We start from the raw sequence: 18562 nt of genomic DNA on the forward strand, positions 1-18562 counted from the left end.
TGCCGACCGACAAGAAAAAGAACTGAGGGACGAGATGATAGGTTTGGAACATTATCTGACAGTGGCGGCGGCCTTGTTCGTCATTGGCATTTTCGGCCTCTTCCTGAACCGGAAGAATGTGATCATCCTGCTGATGTCGATCGAGTTGATGCTTTTGGCAGTCAACATCAACCTTGTCGCCTTCTCTAGCTTTGCAGGTGATTTGGTGGGGCAGGTGTTCACCTTGTTTGTCCTGACAGTGGCAGCAGCTGAGGCAGCGATCGGGCTTGCCATTCTGGTCTGCTTCTTCAGAAACCGCGGCACCATTGCCGTGGAAGATGTCAACGTGATGAAGGGCTGAATTGATGGAAAAAATTATCCTCTTCGCGCCGCTTATCGCGTCCATCATTGCAGGCTTTGGCTGGCGGTTCATTGGCGACAAAGGTGCGCAATGGCTGACCACGGGTGTGCTGTTTCTGTCATGTTTCCTTAGCTGGATCGTGTTCTTCGGCCATGACGGTCAAACCCATTATATCCATGTGCTGGATTGGGTTCAGTCCGGCACACTGGACACCGCCTGGGCCATCCGGTTGGACCGGCTGACAGCGATCATGCTGATTGTGGTTACGACCGTTTCAGCGCTCGTGCATCTTTATTCCATGGGCTACATGGCGCATGATAGCCAGTTTGCCGAAAACGAAAGCTATCGCCCGCGTTTCTTTGCCTATCTGAGCCTGTTTACCTTTGCCATGCTGATGCTGGTGACGGCCGACAATCTGGCGCAGATGTTCTTTGGCTGGGAGGGGGTTGGCCTTGCCTCGTATCTGCTGATCGGGTTTTACTTTCGCAAACCATCCGCCAATGCTGCTGCGATCAAGGCGTTTGTGGTCAACCGGATTGGCGACTTTGGTTTCGCGCTTGGCATCATGGCGCTGTATTTCCTGACCGACAGCATCAAATTTGACGATGTTTTTGCCGCAGCACCCGAACTGGCGCAGACGCAGCTCACTTTCCTCTGGACCGAGTGGAATGCCGCCAACCTGATCGCCTTCCTGCTGTTCGTCGGCGCGATGGGTAAATCGGCGCAATTGTTCCTGCACACATGGCTGCCGGATGCGATGGAAGGCCCGACACCTGTTTCGGCACTGATCCATGCGGCCACGATGGTGACGGCGGGCGTATTTCTGGTCTGCCGGATGTCACCTTTGTTCGAATACGCCCCCGAGGCCAAGATGGTTGTTGTCTTTATCGGCGCCTCAACCGCGTTTTTTGCCGCCACGGTGGGGTTGGTTCAGAACGATATAAAACGGGTTATCGCCTATTCCACCTGTTCGCAGTTGGGCTACATGTTCGTGGCCGCGGGTGTGGGCATGTATTCGGTGGCGATGTTCCACCTGTTCACCCATGCGTTTTTCAAGGCAATGCTGTTTCTCGGCGCGGGCTCGGTCATCCACGGGATGCACCACGAGCAGGACATGCGTAACTACGGCGGGCTGCGGTCGAAATTGCCTTATACCTACTGGGCGATGATGATCGGCACACTGGCCATCACCGGCGTGGGTATCCCACTGACGACAATCGGATTTGCCGGGTTCCTGTCCAAGGATGCGGTGATTGAAAGTGCTTATGCGGGCACACAGGGGGGCTATGCTTTCTGGATGCTGGTGATCGCTGCACTGTTCACAAGTTTCTACAGCTGGCGGCTGATCTTCATGACCTTCTATGGCAAGGCGCGCGGCGACAAGCATACGCACGAGAATGCCCATGAAAGCCCCATGGTCATGTTGGCGCCCCTTGGTGTTCTGGCGCTTGGCGCGGTGTTCTCAGGGATGTTGTGGTATGGCAGCTTCTTTGGCAGCCATGACAAAGTGAACGCATTCTTCGGTATTCCCGCGCATCACGCCGAGGCGGATGCCGGCCATGGCGAAGACACCGCCACAGCCGATACGGGCCACGGCGCAGATGCGACCCATGGCGAAGCAACCGCACAAGGGGGTGAAGCGCCCGAAGCGGACGCGGGGCATGCTGTTGCAGATGCCGGACATGGCGAGGCGCCCAAAGGGGCCATTTTCATGCATCCGGACAACCATGTGATGGACGACGCACATCATGCGCCGAAATGGGTCAAAATCAGCCCGTTCATTGCAATGCTGATCGGCCTTATCACTGCCCTGTGGTTCTATATCTGGGATCCGTCGATGCCGGGCAAACTGGCAGAAAACCAGCGCCCACTGTATCTGTTCCTGCTGAACAAGTGGTACTTCGACGAGATTTACGACTTCCTCTTTGTCCGGCCTGCAAAGGCGCTTGGTGGTTTGCTGTGGAAGCGCGGTGATGGCACTGTAATCGACGGGTCACTTAATGGCGTGGCGATGGGGATCATCCCCTTCTTTACCCGCCTCGCAGGGCGGGCGCAGTCCGGCTACATCTTTACCTATGCCTTTGCCATGGTGATCGGGATTGCGGTTCTGGTCACATGGATGACGTTCACCGGAGGGGCTGAATAATGGATAACGTGCTTCTTTCCATGGTGACCTTTATCCCGGCTCTTGCCGCGTTGATTCTTGCCGTGTTCCTGCGGGGTGAGGATGAGGCGGCACAGCGCAATGCCAAATGGGTGGCGCTGCTTGCCACGTCGCTGACGTTTCTTGCATCGCTATTCATCCTTGCCGGATTTGACGCCAGCAATACCGGTTTCCAGTTTGTCGAAGAACGTGAATGGCTGCTGGGGCTGAAATACAAGATGGGCGTTGACGGGATCAGCGTTCTGTTTGTGCTGCTGACCACCTTCATGATGCCGTTGACCATCGCCGCATCATGGAGCGTGAAGGTCCGGGTCAAGGAATACATGATTGCATTCCTGTTGCTGGAAACCCTGATGCTGGGTGTCTTCATGGCGCTGGATCTGGTGCTGTTCTACCTGTTCTTCGAGGCGGGCCTGATTCCGATGTTCCTGATCATCGGCATCTGGGGCGGCAAGGAACGCATTTATGCGTCGTTCAAGTTCTTCCTTTATACCTTCCTTGGATCGGTTCTGATGCTGGTGGCCATGGTTGCCATGTTCTCTGAGGCGGGTACAACGGATATCCCGACCCTGATGCGCCATGAATTTGCGTCTGAATCATTCAGTATTCTGGGCGTTCACATCGTGGGCGGCATGCAGACGCTGATGTTCCTGGCCTTCTTTGCCAGCTTTGCAGTCAAGATGCCGATGTGGCCGGTGCACACATGGCTGCCCGATGCACACGTGCAGGCGCCGACCGCCGGATCGGTTGTGCTGGCCGCGATCCTGCTAAAGATGGGCGGTTATGGCTTTCTGCGGTTCAGCCTGCCGATGTTCCCGGTTGGCGCCGACGTGCTGACCCCGCTGGTTCTGTGGATGTCGGCAATCGCGATTGTCTACACCTCACTGGTGGCGCTGGCGCAGGAAGATATGAAAAAGCTGATCGCCTATTCCTCTGTCGCGCACATGGGATACGTGACCATGGGTATCTTTGCGGCCAACCAGCAGGGCATCGACGGGGCAATCTTCCAGATGATCAGCCACGGCTTTATCTCGGGTGCGCTGTTCCTGTGTGTCGGGGTGATCTACGACCGGATGCATACCCGTGAAATTGACGCCTATGGTGGTCTGGTCAACCGGATGCCGGCCTATGCACTGATCTTCATGTTTTTCACCATGGCCAACGTCGGCCTGCCAGGCACCAGCGGGTTCGTGGGCGAATTTCTGACGCTGATGGGCATTTTCCAGGTCAACACCTGGGTGGCTGCCGTGGCAACATCTGGCGTGATCCTGTCGGCGGCTTACGCACTTTGGCTTTATCGCCGGGTGGTGATGGGGGATCTGATCAAGGAAAGCCTGAAGTCGATCACGGACATGGGCAGCCGTGAGCGCGCAATCTTTGCGCCGCTTGTGGCGATGACCCTTTTGCTGGGTGTTTATCCCAGCCTTGTCACCGATATCATCGGCCCCTCGGTCGAGGCGCTGATTTCCAACTATGACACTGCACTGGCCGAGGCGCATAGCGCTACCCAGGTCGCAGCAACATCGCATTAACGGAGGCCCTGAATATGCAGGCTGATCTGAATGTTATTCTGCCCGAGATCGTGATCTCGGTCTACGCGATGGCGGCGCTTCTGTTCACGGCCTACACCGGCAAGGACAAGATGGCAGGTTTGCTGGTGTGGCTGACGGCGGCCCTGTTCACGGCGATGGCGCTGTGGATCGGCGCCACGGGGCAGGGCACACGCACCGCCTTTGGCGGAATGTTCAACGACGATGGATTTGCGCGCTTTGCGAAAGTGACGATCCTTTTGTCTGCGGCGGCTGTTCTGGTCATGAGCCAGGAATACATGGCACGACGCAATATCCTGCGGTTTGAATATCCGTTGCTGGTTTCGCTGTCGGCGGTCGGCATGATGGTGATGGTCAGCGCGGGCGACCTGATGGTGCTTTATATGGGGCTCGAGCTGCAATCGCTGGCGCTATACGTTGTGGCCAGCTTGCGCCGCGACAATGCCAAATCAACTGAAGCGGGGCTCAAGTATTTCGTTCTGGGCGCGCTGTCATCGGGTTTGCTGCTTTACGGCGCCTCGCTGACCTATGGTTATGCGGGCACAACGCTGTTTTCCGGCATCATCGCCTCGGCCGACGGGCAGGCGCCGATTGGCCTGTTGCTGGGGCTGGTCTTTGTGCTGTGCGGGCTGGCGTTCAAAGTATCAGCAGTCCCGTTCCACATGTGGACACCGGATGTTTATCAGGGGTCGCCCACGCCGGTCACAGCCTTTTTTGCAACAGCGCCCAAAATGGCCGCTATGGGGCTTTTCGCCCGGGTGATGCATGACGCTTTTGGCGCGATCGTCGGGGACTGGCAACAGATCGTGGCCCTGCTGAGCCTTCTGTCCATGTTCCTGGGCGCTGTGGCGGCGATTGGTCAGACAGATATCAAACGCCTGATGGCCTATTCGTCGATCGCGCATATGGGTTATGCGCTGATGGGACTGGCTGCGGGTACGGTGTTTGGCGTGCAGTCCATGCTGATCTACATGGCAATCTACGTGACAATGAACGTCGGCACCTTTGCCTTTATCCTGTCAATGGAACGTGACGGGCAGCCGGTGACGGACATCAAAAGCCTGAACATGTACTCAAAGGCGCATCCGGCCCGTGCTATGGCGATGCTGGTCTTGTTGTTCAGCCTTGCGGGCGTGCCGCCGTTTCTTGGATTTTTCGGCAAGCTGTATGTACTGCGTGCAGCCTATGAGGGCGGGTTGGCCTGGCTGGCCGTGGCTGGTGTTGTAGCCTCGGTCATTGGTGCGTTCTATTACCTGCGGATCGTCTATTACATGTATTTCGGCGAAGAGGGAGAAACGCTTGAAACCATGCGCTCTCCGGTGCTGTGGGGACTGCTTATGGTTTCTGCTGCTGTCATGCTGGTTGGTATCATCAACATGTTCGGTGTCGAGGGTGTGGCGCAGGCTGCGGCGGCGACGCTGGTCAACTGAGCCAGAATTTGCCGTCTTGCACGACATTCCAAGGTGACGCGCCAAGGCGCGTCGCTTTTTTTGGGGCATCCGTGCCGGACGCATGCCTCCGGCGGGAGTATTTAGGGAAAAATGAAAGAGCCATCTGATTGCTCAGGCTGGCCTGCAGGTTATGGTCGACGGGTGCTGGCAGAAGTGGACAGCACCAATGCCGAGGCCGCGCGGATTGCGCCTGGATTGGCTGGCCCGGAATGGATTCTGGCGTTAAAGCAGACCGCCGCGCGGGGGCGCCGCGGGCGGGCATGGTCCAACCCGGAAGGCAACTTTGCTGCAACGTTGGTGATGCGCCCGGCCGAGACGCCCGACAAGGTGGCCTTGCGGTCCTTCGTGGCGTCGCTGGCTTTGTACGACGCGCTGATAGCGGCAACGGGCCGGGCAGAGGTGTTCAGCCTGAAATGGCCAAATGATGTTTTGCTTAACGGTGGCAAGCTGGCAGGTATCTTGCTGGAAAGCGCGGGGAGTGCTGCAGGGCTTTCGCATTTTGCCATCGGGATAGGTGTCAATCTGCTGCAGGCACCCACACAGCAACAGGTTGAACAAGGGGCGATGCGACCGGTATCGCTAATGTCAGAGACCGGTGTGGCGGTGACCCCGGAAGAGTTTCTTGATCTGCTGGCGCCTGCGTATTCGCGGTATGAAGCACAGTTCACCACCTATGGATTTGCCCCGATCCGCACCGCATGGCTGGCGCGGGCGGCCAAGCTGGGCGAGGTTATTACCGCACGCACCAACTGGGACGAGACGACCGGTACATTTGAGACAGTGGACGAGGTGGGCAATCTTGTTCTAACTACAGCCAAGGGGCGCGTGGCCATTCCGGCTGCTGAAGTTTTTTTTCTGAATAAGGGCTGGACCCATGCTGTTGGCGATTGATTGTGGCAATACCAATACCGTCTTCTCAATCTGGGACGGCCAGGAATTTCTGTGCACGCTGCGGACTTCAACCCATCATGCCCGCACCGCCGACGCCTATTTTACTTGGTATTACACACTGGTAAAACACTATGGTATCGAGGTGGATATCACCGACGTTATCATATCGTCTACGGTGCCACGTGTCGTTTTCAACCTCAGGGTCTTTTCCGACCGGTTCTTCGGGTGCCGCCCGCTGGTGGTGGGCAAGCCCGAATGCCGTCTGCCAGTAGAACCCCGGGTAGATGCCGGCACGCAGGTGGGGCCCGACCGTCTGGTGAATACTGCGGGGGCGTTTGACCGGCACGGTGGTAATCTGATTGTGGTGGATTTCGGCACAGCAACCACATTTGACGTGGTGGCCCATGACGGGGCCTATGTAGGCGGGGCGATCGCGCCGGGCGTAAACCTGTCGCTCGAGGCGCTGCATACCGCCGCCGCCGCTTTGCCGCATATCGACGTGGCCAAACCTGACAGGGTGATCGGGACCAATACGGTTGACTGCATGAGATCCGGTGTTTTCTGGGGTTATGTTGGTCTTATCAATGGGATATGCGACAGAATTAAAGAGGAATATGGCCACCCGATGAAGGTTGTCTCAACCGGAGGGCTGGCGCCGCTTTTCCAGCAGGGCCACGCGGTTTTTGATGTCTTTGAAGATGATCTGACAATGCACGGTCTGACCGTGATTCACGACTACAACAAGGAGGGCTGAGCCCCCATGAGCAGTGACCGACTGATATACCTGCCCCTTGGTGGGGCCGGCGAGATTGGCATGAACGCCTATATCTATGGATATGGCAAACCGGGCAAGGAAAGGTTGATTCTGGTCGATCTTGGTGTGACCTTTCCTGACATGGATGGCACCCCTGGGGTTGACCTGATTTTGCCAGATATCGGGTGGCTTGCAGAGCATCGCGACCAACTGGAAGCGGTATTTATCACCCACGCCCACGAGGACCACGTCGGCGCTGTGGCGCATTACTACAACCAGTTGGGTGCACCGATTTATGCGCGCGCCTTTACGGCCAACATCGCGCGACGCAAGATGTCGGAATTCGGCCACCCGGAACGCGCTGTGCAAACCGTGTCCCCCTGGCCGGAATTCACCGAAGCCGGACCTTTCAAGGTTGGCTTTATCCCTATTTCCCACTCGATTCCCGAAAGTTCCGGACTTGTTATTGACAGCCCCGAAGGGCGGGTGATTCATACTGGTGACTTCAAGCTGGATGAAAATCCTGTAGTAGGAGAGCCGTTTGACAGGGCCCTCTGGGAAGAGATTTCAGCGCCCGGTGTCAAAGCGTTGATTTGTGATTCCACCAACGTTTTCAGCCCGCTTGCGGGGCGTTCCGAAAGCAGTGTCGGACCCGAGATTGAAAAACTGGTGGCGGGATCCAAGGGTATGTTTGTCTGCACGACCTTTGCCAGCAACGTAGCGCGGGTGAAAACGCTGGCCGAGGCGGGTGAAAGGGCCGGACGGTCGATTTGCCTGATGGGCCGGGCGATGCGGCAGATGATTGAGGCCAGCGTGGAAACCGGTGTGCTCAAGGGTTTCCCCAAAACCGTGAGCCCTGAGGATGCAAAGGGAATTCCACGCGAGAACCTGATGCTGATTGTGACCGGCAGTCAGGGCGAGAGGCGCGCGGCAAGTGCGCAACTGGCCAATGGCAAATACCAGGGGATCACGCTGAAGGAGGGTGATACGTTTTTGTTCTCGTCAAAAACCATCCCCGGAAATGAACGCGGCGTCATCAGAATTATGAATCAATTCAGCGAGATGGGGGTTGATGTCGTGGACGACAGCAGCGGGCTCTACCACGTTTCGGGCCACGCGAACCGGCCCGATCTGGAGGCGATGCACAAGCTGGTGCAGCCGCAGATTCTGATCCCGATGCATGGCGAACACCGGCATTTGCGCGAACATGTAAAACTTGCGAAATCCAATAGGTTAAATGGTTTTCTTGCGGTAAATGGCATGATGATTGACCTCAGCGGAAACAAGCCCAATGTCGCCGAATACATTGAAACCGGGCGTACCTATCTGGACGGGTCGGTAAAGGTCGGTGCGCTGGATGGAATCGTGCGTGACCGTATCCGTATGGCACTGAACGGTCATGTCATGGTCAATGTGATCCTTGATGAAAATGACGATCCTTTGGGCGACCCCTGGTGTGAAATCATGGGTTTGGCCGAAACCGGCCACAGTCGGGCGCCGCTGGTTGACGTACTTGAAGAAGACCTGAGTCAGTTTCTGGGGCGTGCCGGGGATCGCACTTTGGCTGACGATGACAAGCTGGAAGAGGGGCTGCGCAAGATTGCAAGGCAATCGACACAGACCGAGATCGGCAAGCGTCCCGAAGTGACGGTGGTGATCAGCCGAATGGCGCTCTGATTCTGTAAGGTCTCTACGTTTCGTATGTGGATTTTGTACAAATTTCCGGGCCTCTGGGCAGTGGGACGTAGGTTTTGCATGAAACCGGCCCGGAATCTGTCGAAAACGGGCAAGACTGTCAGGGATGACTGTCCTTTGTTTCTGATGACAGAGGAGTAAGTCATGATCCAAAATGAGGCACATCTGATCAACCTTGATCGCTATCCGATCCATCGTGATTGCCCGGAACGCGATGCGGTGCTGCTGCAGGTGCGGGCCGATCTGGCGCGCGATGGTTGTGCGGTGCTGAAAGGGTTTCTGACCGCCGAGGCTATCCGCGCACTGACCGCCGAGGCGGAAAGCGTGGCGGACAAAGGCCACCGGTCATTCAGTCGCACAAACGCCTATTTCACAACAGACAACGCCAGCCTGCCCGAAGATGATCCGCGGCGGCAATTCTTTGACCGCTCGAACGCGTTCATCCCCGCGGACAATTTCGCCCCTGACGGGCCGCTGCGCCGGGTGCATGATTTTGACGGTTTCGACCGGTTTATTCAGGAGTGCCTGCAGGAAGAGAATTTTTACCGCTACGCCGATCCGTTGGCGGATGTGATCGTGAACATGGCCGAAGAGGGCAACGGATTCCCGTGGCATTTCGACACCAACAATTTCACCGTGACACTGGCCATTCAGAATGCGACGGGCGGTGGTTCCTTTGAATATGCGCCGATGATCCGGCAAGGCGGGGAAAACTTCGCAGAGGTGGCACAGGTGTTAAACGGAACATCCGACAAGGTCACGGTGCTGGAATTGGAGCCCGGCGATCTTCAGTTGTTCCGCGGCCGCTATTCATTGCACCGGGTGGCACCGCTGACGGGCGATCGCCGCCGCTACGTGGCGATATTCTCGTATGTCGAAGAGCCGGGTATGGTGGGCGCGCCCGAACGCACCCAGCAGCTATATGGGCGTACCCTGCCTATCCACCATGAACGCGCCGGGCAACGGGTGGATTCATATCTCGACTAAAAACGTTTCGCGACCAACCTGAATCACAGCTTTTTGCAGAACGCCCCGATACATATGAATGCTGCCCGCGTTTCGACCTGAGTGAGTGGCTCAAGTTCAAGTCGTATCTTTTTGGCGGTTGTGACAGCGTTATCTTCTTGCCCGAAATATCCCGGGATCGTTGAAATTCGACGTAAGAGGAAATCCCCTCGTTCAAAAAAGCGCGGCGTAGCCGCGCTGTTTTTAAAATCCTGCAACAGGATATCGGCGGGGCTAGCCGGTGCGGCGATCCTCGAAACTAAGGGCGATAAAGCTGGGCAGGTGATCCCCCATCCCTACAACCTTGTTGTTCTCGGACCTGCCGCGGCCACGGCTGCGGTTGTTGTCGTCACCACGGGTGCGGTTGCTGTCACGGCCACGGGATTGGGGTTTTTCAGCCGGTTCTGCTGCCTGTTCGTCCACCCGATTTTCTGTGGCGGCAGGCGCCGGGCTGGGAGCCGTTTCGACTGCCGGTGTTTCGGCGGTCTCGTCTGGCTTCTTGCGCGTGCGTGACCGACGCGGCTTGGCGGGTTTGTCCTCAGGCGTCTCGGGGCTTTGTGCCGTCTCGGGCTTGCCAGATTGCAGCGGATTATCCAGGCGCGGAATCTCTTTCTGGATCAATGCCTCAATCGCGGCGAGGTTCTTTTCGTCGCGCGGAATGCAGATCATCATTGCCTTGCCTTCGCGTCCGGCACGGCCGGTACGGCCGATGCGGTGCACGTAATCCTCGGCATGGCTGGGGACGTCGAAGTTGAAGACATGGCTGACGGCGGGCACATCAAGGCCGCGTGCAGCCACGTCAGAGGCGCAAAGAAAACGCAGGTCACCGGCGCGGAAACCATCCAGTGTCCGGGTGCGCTGAGACTGGTCCAGATCACCGTGGATCGGGGCCGCGTCATAGCCATGTTTTTTCAGGCTTTTGGCGACGATATCCACATCCGTTTTACGGTTGCAGAAGATGATGGCGTTGGTGCATTTGGCACCTTCTGCGTCAATCAATGTGCGCAGAAGTTTGCGTTTTTCGGTGCCTTCGCGGTCACGGCGCGAGGCTTTGAACATCACAACACATTGTTCGATGGTTTCCGAAGCAGTCGCCTGACGCGCCACTTCGATGCGTTCAGGGTTCGACAGGAAGGTATTGGTGATCCGCTCGATCTCGGGTGCCATGGTGGCAGAGAAGAACAGCGTCTGACGGGTAAAGGGTGTCAGGCCAAAGATGCGTTCGATATCGGGTATGAAGCCCATGTCAAGCATACGGTCAGCTTCGTCCACGACCATGATCTTGACGTCTGACAGGATCAGCTTGCCGCGCTCAAAATGATCCAGAAGGCGACCAGGGGTGGCGATGAGAACATCGACGCCCTTGTCGATCAGCTGATCCTGTTCCTTGAACGACACACCGCCGATCAGCAGGGCCTTGGTCAGTTTCAGGTATTTGGAGTAGGTGTCGAAGTTTTCGGCCACCTGTGCCGCAAGTTCGCGGGTGGGGCAGAGCACAAGGCTGCGCGGCATGCGCGCACGGGCGCGACCACGCGCAAGCATCGACAACATGGGCAATACGAAGCCAGCAGTCTTGCCGGTGCCGGTCTGGGCGATGCCAAGAACGTCGCGGCCCTGAAGTGCGGGGGGAATCGCGCCAGCCTGAATGGGCGTGGGTGTTTCATAGCCCGCGTCCTCAATTGCTTTGAGAACCTTGGGATTCAGGTTAAGTTCGGAGAATTTTGTCATGTGTATCCGTGGTTTGCGGACACAACCATGGCCCGCACATATGTCACCGGGTCGGGCCCGGACGGCCCCGTGGTATTCCACAATGATTGACCCGTTAGGCAAGGCTTTTACGGATTTCAGAGGCAGCGGTCAATGCGGCGTAACGAAACAGGAACAATGTCGCGCAAACCTTTGCGATTATTGGCAGAATGGCAACAATCAGGCGTGATCAGGGAAATGACGGGCGCGCTTAGTGTCAAGATCGAGGGTAATCTGGTGCAGATGGCCAAATCTTTCAAGGCGGCTGCGCAGGCCGGGCGTGGCCACACAGGTTTCATGGAAAAACCGGCGCAGCGCCGCTTCGCCAGCGTCTTCTTCCAGCGTAGAGAAAAGTTGATTGATTGTAAGTTCATACCCGGAGGGGCCGGCCAGGGCTTGCAATTCAGGCCTGTAAGAACCCTTTTGCAGGCGGAACCGGTAGGTTTCAAGCCATTCCTCAAGGCTGGGGGCATGCAGGTGGCAGAGGTAGAAGTCTTTCAGGTCAATCCCGTCAGTGATTTTTTCTTTGCCCAGAAAGGCATTGTGTATGCGCAGATTGATGCCTTCGATGCCTGTGCGGACCAGTATCTTGCCCTGCACATGGCTAAGAAATCCGCCGCTTAGATATTGGCCAAGTCTGGAATAGATCTGCTGGGTTTCGGCTGTGCGGGTCAGGCGGTCAGGCGCGCACCCCTTGCACCATAGCGCACCTTCCGGGGGCGGATCCGCGGGATCGGGTGCCATGGATTCAACCGGGCGGATGCGGGCGACCGGGATAGCGTCGGACAGGGTGGCCAGACATTGCGACAGCGAGGCGTTGGCTGTCCATAAGAACTCATCCGCATCGGCATGCAGCAGCCAGTCAACCGGTGGGTTGCGGCCATAGCAATGAGTGGCATTCAGCGTCTGGCGAGGCTGGTGCATGTCCGGGCGTCCGCCGTGGCTTTGCCAATAGGCGTCATCGGTAAGAGAGACACGGCATTTGGGATGAGCCGCGAGGGCCTCTTGAGCCGCAGGATTGGCCTGGTCCAGGTAGATATGAACGTAGTCTGCACCCAGGTCGATATGGTGGGCTGCAAAATTCAGAATATCACGCGCGGGGGCCCGGATGGTCGACACCACGCCCCAGGTGGGCGTTTTTGCAGATTCTGGCTGCGGTACGGGTTGATCCTGCGTGTGGGTGGTATCGGCGGGTGCCGAGACCGCTTGGGTTGACGTTTTACTGGCACGTTTGATCTGCTGAACACGCGCGAAAATGCTGCGCTTATCCCGCATGACCTGATTGAGCATATGAAACCCCAACGGGGCGATTGTGGGGTCGCGTTCGCAAATCTTCCAGAGCCGGGACAACATGTTGCGATCCAGACCACCCCCCTTGAAGGAATAAGGCGACAGATCAAAGGCCAGAGAATCGCGGTTTTTCATCCGGCGTTTGCGTGTGAACGAAATGTTGTTGGGCTGTCCGCTGAACCTGCGTTCGGAATCGTGCAGTTTGATCAGATCAAAAAGAACCGAAAGCCCCATACCGCAAGCCCGTTGATCGGCGGTCTGGCCGTGATCGGCAAAGGTGGTTGCGGCTGAAATCTGCCAGCGGGTTGGTAAATCCTTTACAAATTCGTGGCCCAGTTCCCCCCAGATGCGGTGGAAAAGAAGGGCGGCTTCGGCGGGCGGTCTGCGCCGTCTAAGGATGGCGATCAGCATGGCGTGCAACAGATGCAATTCGGTCTTGCCGGCAAGTTCTTTCTGCAGTGACGCCCTTTTGAAGGCGATGCTGCGACGCGTCGAGCGAGGCATAGGTTCGGTCGGAGGGGCCAGGGAGGTTTTCAGAAGGGCCGTCAGATCAGCATCAACGGTCGGCAGGACGTCAAAGGGGGCGTCGAAAGGGCGGCGGCGGGCGTCAAAAGAGAGCAGCACAGATTTGATTCCGCCGGAATAAATTGCGTCGTCATCCTTCATTATGCGATCCTGCTCTGCGGGTTGAGCCGAAGAATGGGGCGTCGGCACTAGAGGTGCAAGGGAAATTCGGGATAAACGATGCCCGGAAGGACCAGGTGATCCTGTGCCTGAAGGCGAAACACGGAGAGTTATTACCGAAGTGGCTTCAGACCATCATTTCCTTGGTTGCAGTCAGTCTCACGTCTGGAAAATCACGTTCAATACGGTCTATATCCCATTGTAAACGTGTCAGATAAACCGTGTCGCCATCGTTGTCATACGAAATGTGCTGCTTGTTGGCCGCGACAAATTTATCGACCGCCTGCTTGTCACCTGACACCCAGCGGGCCGAAGTGAATTGTGAGGGTTCAAACCGCACCGGCAGACCATATTCAAGCTCGATCCGGGACCCCAGAACCTCGAACTGCAAGGCGCCGACGACACCAACGATAAAGCCCGAGCCAAACGCAGGTTTAAAGACCTTGGCGGCGCCTTCTTCGGCGAATTGCATCAGCGCCTTTTCAAGGTGCTTGGCCTTCATCGGGTCGCCCGCGCGGCAGGTTTGCAGCAGTTCGGGCGCGAATGAGGGGATGCCCGACACGCGGATCGCTTCACCTTCGGTCAGGGTATCGCCGATGCGCAACTGACCGTGGTTGGGGATGCCGATGATATCGCCCGCCCAGGCCTCGTCGGCCAGTTCGCGGTCAGAGGCCAGAAAAAGCACCGGGTTGGTGATGGCCATAGGTTTCTTGGAGCGCACATGGGTCAGCTTCATGCCGCGTTTGAAATGGCCGGAAGCCATCCGCACAAACGCCACCCGGTCGCGGTGCTTTGGGTCCATGTTCGCCTGGACTTTGAAGACAAAGCCGGAAACCTTTGATTCTTCAGGCGAAATGTATCGCGGCTCAGCGCGCTGTGGTTGCGGTTCAGGGCCATATTGCCCGATGCCCTCCATCAGTTCCTTGACGCCAAACGAATTGATCGCCGAGCCAAACCAGATAGGTGTCATATGGCCCTCAAGCACCGATTTCGGGTCAAGCACGGGCAGCAGTTCGCGTGCCATTTCGACCTCTTCGCGCAGCTTTTCGGCAAGGTGAGCGGGCACATGTTCATCCAGGGCCTGATCGTCCAGCCCGTTGATCTCAATGCTTTCGGCAACGCGATTCCGGTCGGCGCGGTCCATCAGTTCCAGCCGGTCGTTCAGCATGTCGTAGCAGCCCATAAAATCGGCACCAACGCCGATGGGCCAGCTGGCGGGGCTGACATCAATTGCCAGATTTTCCTGAATTTCGTCGATGATATCAAAGGTATCGCGGCTTTCGCGGTCCATCTTGTTACAGAATGTCAGGATCGGCAGGTCGCGCAGGCGGCACACCTCGAACAGTTTCCGGGTCTGGGATTCGACCCCCTTGGCGCCGTCAATAACCATGACGGCGGCATCAACGGCCGTCAGTGTGCGATAGGTGTCTTCGGAAAAATCCGAGTGGCCCGGTGTATCGACAAGATTGAAGCGGAAGCTATGGAAATCAAAAGACATTGCCGAGGCTGAAACGGAAATACCGCGGTCCTTTTCCATTTGCATGAAGTCCGAGCGCGTGCGCCGGGCCTCGCCTTTGGCGCGCACCTGACCAGCCATCTGGATGGCGCCCCCATAGAGAAGGAATTTCTCAGTCAGGGTGGTTTTGCCGGCATCTGGGTGGCTGATGATCGCAAAGGTGCGACGGCGCGCAATCTCGGGCGGCAGGGAGGGGCGGTTTGAAGCGGTATCAAGCATGAGGGCGCATATAGAGCGCGCCGGAGTGCGGCGCAACAACCACCTGTGATTTCAGAGAAGAAGGAACACAAAGCGACCGAGTTTTGCCCCGGTGGCCCGCCCCGATCAGCGCGTCGTCGCGCGTTTGAGAACGGCGGCGGCGTTGGGGTGTTTGGCAACCTCGGCCTTGGTCAGTTCATAATCCATATGTGGCCGGTGCGCGTGGGTTTTTATGGCACCGATGGTTTCGTTGGCCACAGAGGCGGGCAATACGGCCCGTGTGCGCGGATCAATCAGCAGGGTTTCCGCGGCGATCCCTTCGGCGTAGATGATCTGGTGGCGGTCGAACAGAAGCTGGTAATAGTCGATGAATCCGCCCGATTGCTGCACCACGCTGTCGCCGTTGACCAAGTGGCGCGCGCGCACAAGTACCTCGTGTCGGCCAGTGCCCAGTTCATCCGAATGCTGGAAAATGAAAAGCCGGTGATCGGGACTTACCAGTAGGTCATTTTCGTTATGCAGGGTACCGGCGCGAATACGGATCGGGGCAAAGTCGCCCACAGCGCGAACCGTGGACTGGCCGATCCAGCGCACAGTCTGGGGGCCATCATCACGGGTAAGGACACGGTCGCCAGCGGCCAGATCCTGGATCAGCTTCTGTTCGCCCGAGGCCATGGTGATATGCGTACCACGGGCAAACGAGACACAAGCCACTTCGGCAAATTTGGTGCGCGCGATATCTGTATCGATGCCAACCAGAGTATAGCCCATCCGGGGTTTCAGCTGTGACAGGGGCAGTACATAGGTTTCTGCAACGTCGCCGAGGCTATCGGTTTCGACAAGGATCAATGCCTCGGTCGCTATACCATTGCTGCACATCAGGGTAAGGCAGCAATCAAGATGCACTCGGGCGCCGGGATGGCCAATCATCGTATTGGGGGTGATGATCATTGTGTCGGTGTCGTCCCGTATCACCGAAAGGCGATATTGCCTGACGTTCGGACGCAACTCGTAAGAATCGTCAAGCTCAAGTTCAGCCGCAAAAGAAATCGGATCGTGCAGATTGGCGCCATTGACCGCATAAAAATCCACTGCCTGGTAGACCGCTATGGACTGAGTGTTTTCTGTGGCGGGATGGCTCATTGTCTGCCCGGCTTGTCCTGTTGTGCTTTCCGTTGTCCGTTAGAAGGTCAACTTTTTTATATACCCGCAAGTGTTTAAGATTATGCCACCGGCGGTCAAGTGCTGTTGTGTTTTGCTGGAACTCTTAGCCTGGCTAGTGCTAATCGTCAGGGGGAATTCAAGGAGATCTATGTCATGAACTTGGGAATCAAGGGGAAACGGGCACTGGTTTGTGCCTCAAGCAAGGGGCTTGGGCTGGGATGTGCACGCGCGCTGGCCGAAGAGGGCGTTGACCTGGTGATGAATGCACGTGGCGCCGAGGCGCTGGAGGCCGAAGCCGCAAAGATTCGGGATGAATTTGGCGTTGATGTGGTGACTGTCGCCGCTGATGTCACCACGCCCGAAGGGCAGGCCGCAGTATTGAAGGAAGCCGCCGGCGTAGACATTCTGGTGACCAACGCGGGCGGCCCGCCCCCGGGCCTGTGGAGCGACTGGGACCGAGAGGATTTCATCAAGGCACTGGATGCCAACATGCTGACGCCGATTGCCCTGATGAAGGCGCTGTTGCCCGGGATGATGGAAAAGGGCTGGGGCCGGGTGGTGAATATCACGTCGGTTTCGGTCAAGGCGCCGGTGCCGGTGCTGGGCCTGTCAAACTCGGCCCGTGCAGGGCTGACCGGCTATGTCGCCGGGACATCGCGGCAGGTCGCGGGAAAAGGTGTTTGCATCAACAATTTGCAGCCGGGAATTCACGCAACTGACCGGGCGGTTTCGCTGGATAAAGGGGCCGCCAAGGCACAGGGTATTTCGACGGACGAAGCAATGGAGCAGCGCTGTGCCACCATCCCCGCCGGTCGCTACGGCACAATCGAAGAGTTTGGCGCGACCTGCGCCTTCATGTGCTCGCAGTATGCAGGATACATGGTAGGGCAGAACATCCTGCTGGACGGCGGCGCAACAAATTCGACCATGTGATCCGTGGCGCAAGGGTTTTTACTGAAAGACCATCTGTTCAATGCGGATAGCATCGGCGATCTGGCGGCAGAGTTTGCCGCCGGATTGCCGGGCTTTGACAGCGCATGCTTTTACCGCGATGTGATGGCCGGGCTGGCTCAACGCGAGCTGATGGCGCGGCTGGAGTGGATCGCCGATTGCCTTGAACCGCATCTGTCTGCGGGGTTCCCTGAAATGGCAGATCAGCTGCAGGCCGCTATGGTGCCGGAACTTGACCCGGACCTGCAGGATGACGATTTCGGCCGGTTCATCCATGCAGCCCCGGGGATTCTGGCGGTACGGCACGGGTTAGAGCACCACCGCGAGAGGGCGCTGGATTTGCTGTACGAGGCGACCAAGCGGTTTTCGATGGAATTCTATATCCGCCCTTTCCTGAACCGCTGGCCCGAGGAAACGCTGGCACGACTGGCACTTTGGGCGGAAGATGAAAATTACCATGTGCGCAGGTTGGTCAGCGAAGGCACGCGACCGCGTCTGCCCTGGGCCGGAAAAATCACCATTGATCCGCTGGCCCCGATGCCGCTGCTGGACCGGTTGCATGCGGATGGCACGCGCTATGTCACAAGATCGGTTTCTAATCATCTGAACGATATCGCGAAATTTGCCCCCGATCTGGTGACTGGGCGGCTGGATCTTTGGCGAGAGGCTGGCGCTCAGGTGCCCGGGGAACTGGACTGGATGACGCGCCACGCGCTACGCACGCTGGTCAAACAGGGCCATGAAGGCGCTTTGAAATTGTTGGGATTCCGTTCCGACGTGCCGGTGCGGCTAACCCAACTGGCACTGGAAAGTGATCAGGTGGCGCCGGGCGGGGCGCTGGAGATGACGGTCATGTTGGAGGCCGAAGAAGATTGCCCGGTGATCGTGGATTACCAGATATGGTTCCGGCGAAAGGACGGCAACCTGGCGCCAAAGGTGTTCAAGCTGAAACAAGGGCAGGTGGCAGCGGACAAGCCTTTGCAACTGAAAAAACGCCATGTGCTGAAGGCCAATGCAACGACCTTTAGCTTATATCCAGGTGCGCACCGGGTGGCGGTGCAGGTCAATGGCCGGGTTTTGGGAGAAGTTGAGTTTGAGGTGCTGGGGTGACCGGCCCCCTTGAGTTCAGGGTGATTGTGGTTGACGGCTCGTGACCTTTTTTG

The 18562-nt window shown here is 57.4% G+C and carries 14 protein-coding genes; 10 read left to right on the top strand and 4 right to left on the bottom strand.

From position 1 onward, the window contains the following. The first annotated feature begins 34 nt into the window (after window positions 1–34). The 8 genes from nuoK to PEL8287_RS08300 all read left to right on the top strand — a co-directional run bounded on the left by nuoK (window position 35) and on the right by PEL8287_RS08300 (window position 9832). Window positions 35–340 (top strand): NADH-quinone oxidoreductase subunit NuoK, encoded by a 306-nt coding sequence (gene nuoK, locus PEL8287_RS08265; RefSeq protein ID WP_085891886.1) that lies wholly within the window; start codon window positions 35–37, stop codon window positions 338–340. Between the two features lie 4 nt (window positions 341–344). After that, entirely contained in the window at window positions 345–2486 is a 2142-nt protein-coding gene (gene nuoL, locus PEL8287_RS08270; protein ID WP_085891887.1) for an NADH-quinone oxidoreductase subunit L, read from the top strand. Continuing rightward, entirely contained in the window at window positions 2486–4036 is a 1551-nt protein-coding gene (locus tag PEL8287_RS08275; RefSeq protein WP_085891888.1) for an NADH-quinone oxidoreductase subunit M, read from the top strand. The genes nuoL and PEL8287_RS08275 overlap by 1 nt, the downstream gene beginning before the upstream one ends. A gap of 14 nt (window positions 4037–4050) precedes the next feature. Further along, window positions 4051–5484: an NADH-quinone oxidoreductase subunit NuoN gene (gene nuoN / locus PEL8287_RS08280; protein WP_085891889.1), complete on the top strand. Its 1434-nt coding sequence runs from the start codon at window positions 4051–4053 to the stop codon at window positions 5482–5484. Between the two features lie 111 nt (window positions 5485–5595). After that, window positions 5596–6396 (top strand): biotin--[acetyl-CoA-carboxylase] ligase, encoded by an 801-nt coding sequence (locus PEL8287_RS08285; RefSeq protein ID WP_085891890.1) that lies wholly within the window; start codon window positions 5596–5598, stop codon window positions 6394–6396. Beyond that, complete coding sequence (locus tag PEL8287_RS08290; protein WP_085891891.1) at window positions 6380–7150, top strand: type III pantothenate kinase; 771 nt, start codon at window positions 6380–6382, stop codon at window positions 7148–7150. Before PEL8287_RS08285 ends, PEL8287_RS08290 begins: the two co-directional genes overlap by 17 nt. A gap of 6 nt (window positions 7151–7156) precedes the next feature. Continuing rightward, window positions 7157–8827, top strand: coding sequence for a ribonuclease J (locus tag PEL8287_RS08295; RefSeq protein ID WP_085891892.1), 1671 nt, complete (start codon window positions 7157–7159; stop codon window positions 8825–8827). Window positions 8828–8989: 162 nt separating this feature from the next. Continuing rightward, a complete protein-coding gene (locus tag PEL8287_RS08300) occupies window positions 8990–9832 on the top strand; it encodes a HalD/BesD family halogenase (protein WP_085891893.1) in 843 nt (280 codons plus the stop codon). A 252-nt stretch (window positions 9833–10084) separates the two neighbouring features. Here PEL8287_RS08300 and PEL8287_RS08305 read toward each other — a convergent pair whose 3' ends face one another. The 4 genes from PEL8287_RS08305 to PEL8287_RS08320 form a co-directional block, all read right to left on the bottom strand. Next, the gene (locus PEL8287_RS08305; protein WP_085891894.1) at window positions 10085–11578 is read right to left on the bottom strand and encodes a DEAD/DEAH box helicase; all 1494 of its coding nucleotides are present in this window, start codon (window positions 11576–11578) and stop codon (window positions 10085–10087) included. Between the two features lie 198 nt (window positions 11579–11776). After that, window positions 11777–13552: a glycosyltransferase family 2 protein gene (locus PEL8287_RS20290; RefSeq protein ID WP_235862247.1), complete on the bottom strand. Its 1776-nt coding sequence runs from the start codon at window positions 13550–13552 to the stop codon at window positions 11777–11779. 145 nt (window positions 13553–13697) lie between these two features. Beyond that, window positions 13698–15305, bottom strand: coding sequence for a peptide chain release factor 3 (locus tag PEL8287_RS08315; protein WP_085891895.1), 1608 nt, complete (start codon window positions 15303–15305; stop codon window positions 13698–13700). Between the two features lie 105 nt (window positions 15306–15410). After that, window positions 15411–16427, bottom strand: coding sequence for a Hint domain-containing protein (locus tag PEL8287_RS08320; RefSeq protein ID WP_085891896.1), 1017 nt, complete (start codon window positions 16425–16427; stop codon window positions 15411–15413). A gap of 174 nt (window positions 16428–16601) precedes the next feature. On the opposite strand from PEL8287_RS08320, the gene PEL8287_RS08325 reads away from it, so the two are divergent. Together PEL8287_RS08325 and PEL8287_RS08330 are read left to right on the top strand one after the other, a co-directional pair. Beyond that, complete coding sequence (locus PEL8287_RS08325) at window positions 16602–17381, top strand: SDR family oxidoreductase (RefSeq protein ID WP_085891897.1); 780 nt, start codon at window positions 16602–16604, stop codon at window positions 17379–17381. Window positions 17382–17384: 3 nt separating this feature from the next. Then, window positions 17385–18509, top strand: a complete 1125-nt coding sequence (locus PEL8287_RS08330) for a YhaZ family DNA alkylation repair protein (protein WP_085891898.1) — start codon at window positions 17385–17387, stop codon at window positions 18507–18509. Window positions 18510–18562 lie beyond the last annotated feature (53 nt).

This window comes from Roseovarius litorisediminis, from assembly GCF_900172295.1.
Taxonomy (GTDB): domain Bacteria; phylum Pseudomonadota; class Alphaproteobacteria; order Rhodobacterales; family Rhodobacteraceae; genus Roseovarius; species Roseovarius litorisediminis.

What these genes read in the sequence shown, in the direction of transcription:
- nuoK (WP_085891886.1), top strand. Translation starts at nt 35, where the DNA reads ATGATAGGTTTGGAACATTATCTGACAGTGGCGGCGGCCTTGTTCGTC.
- nuoL (WP_085891887.1), top strand. Translation starts at nt 345, where the DNA reads ATGGAAAAAATTATCCTCTTCGCGCCGCTTATCGCGTCCATCATTGCA.
- PEL8287_RS08275 (WP_085891888.1), top strand. Translation starts at nt 2,486, where the DNA reads ATGGATAACGTGCTTCTTTCCATGGTGACCTTTATCCCGGCTCTTGCC.
- nuoN (WP_085891889.1), top strand. Translation starts at nt 4,051, where the DNA reads ATGCAGGCTGATCTGAATGTTATTCTGCCCGAGATCGTGATCTCGGTC.
- PEL8287_RS08285 (WP_085891890.1), top strand. Translation starts at nt 5,596, where the DNA reads ATGAAAGAGCCATCTGATTGCTCAGGCTGGCCTGCAGGTTATGGTCGA.
- PEL8287_RS08290 (WP_085891891.1), top strand. Translation starts at nt 6,380, where the DNA reads ATGCTGTTGGCGATTGATTGTGGCAATACCAATACCGTCTTCTCAATC.
- PEL8287_RS08295 (WP_085891892.1), top strand. Translation starts at nt 7,157, where the DNA reads ATGAGCAGTGACCGACTGATATACCTGCCCCTTGGTGGGGCCGGCGAG.
- PEL8287_RS08300 (WP_085891893.1), top strand. Translation starts at nt 8,990, where the DNA reads ATGATCCAAAATGAGGCACATCTGATCAACCTTGATCGCTATCCGATC.
- PEL8287_RS08305 (WP_085891894.1), bottom strand. Translation starts at nt 11,578, where the DNA reads ATGACAAAATTCTCCGAACTTAACCTGAATCCCAAGGTTCTCAAAGCA.
- PEL8287_RS20290 (WP_235862247.1), bottom strand. Translation starts at nt 13,552, where the DNA reads ATGAAGGATGACGACGCAATTTATTCCGGCGGAATCAAATCTGTGCTG.
- PEL8287_RS08315 (WP_085891895.1), bottom strand. Translation starts at nt 15,305, where the DNA reads ATGCTTGATACCGCTTCAAACCGCCCCTCCCTGCCGCCCGAGATTGCG.
- PEL8287_RS08320 (WP_085891896.1), bottom strand. Translation starts at nt 16,427, where the DNA reads ATGAGCCATCCCGCCACAGAAAACACTCAGTCCATAGCGGTCTACCAG.
- PEL8287_RS08325 (WP_085891897.1), top strand. Translation starts at nt 16,602, where the DNA reads ATGAACTTGGGAATCAAGGGGAAACGGGCACTGGTTTGTGCCTCAAGC.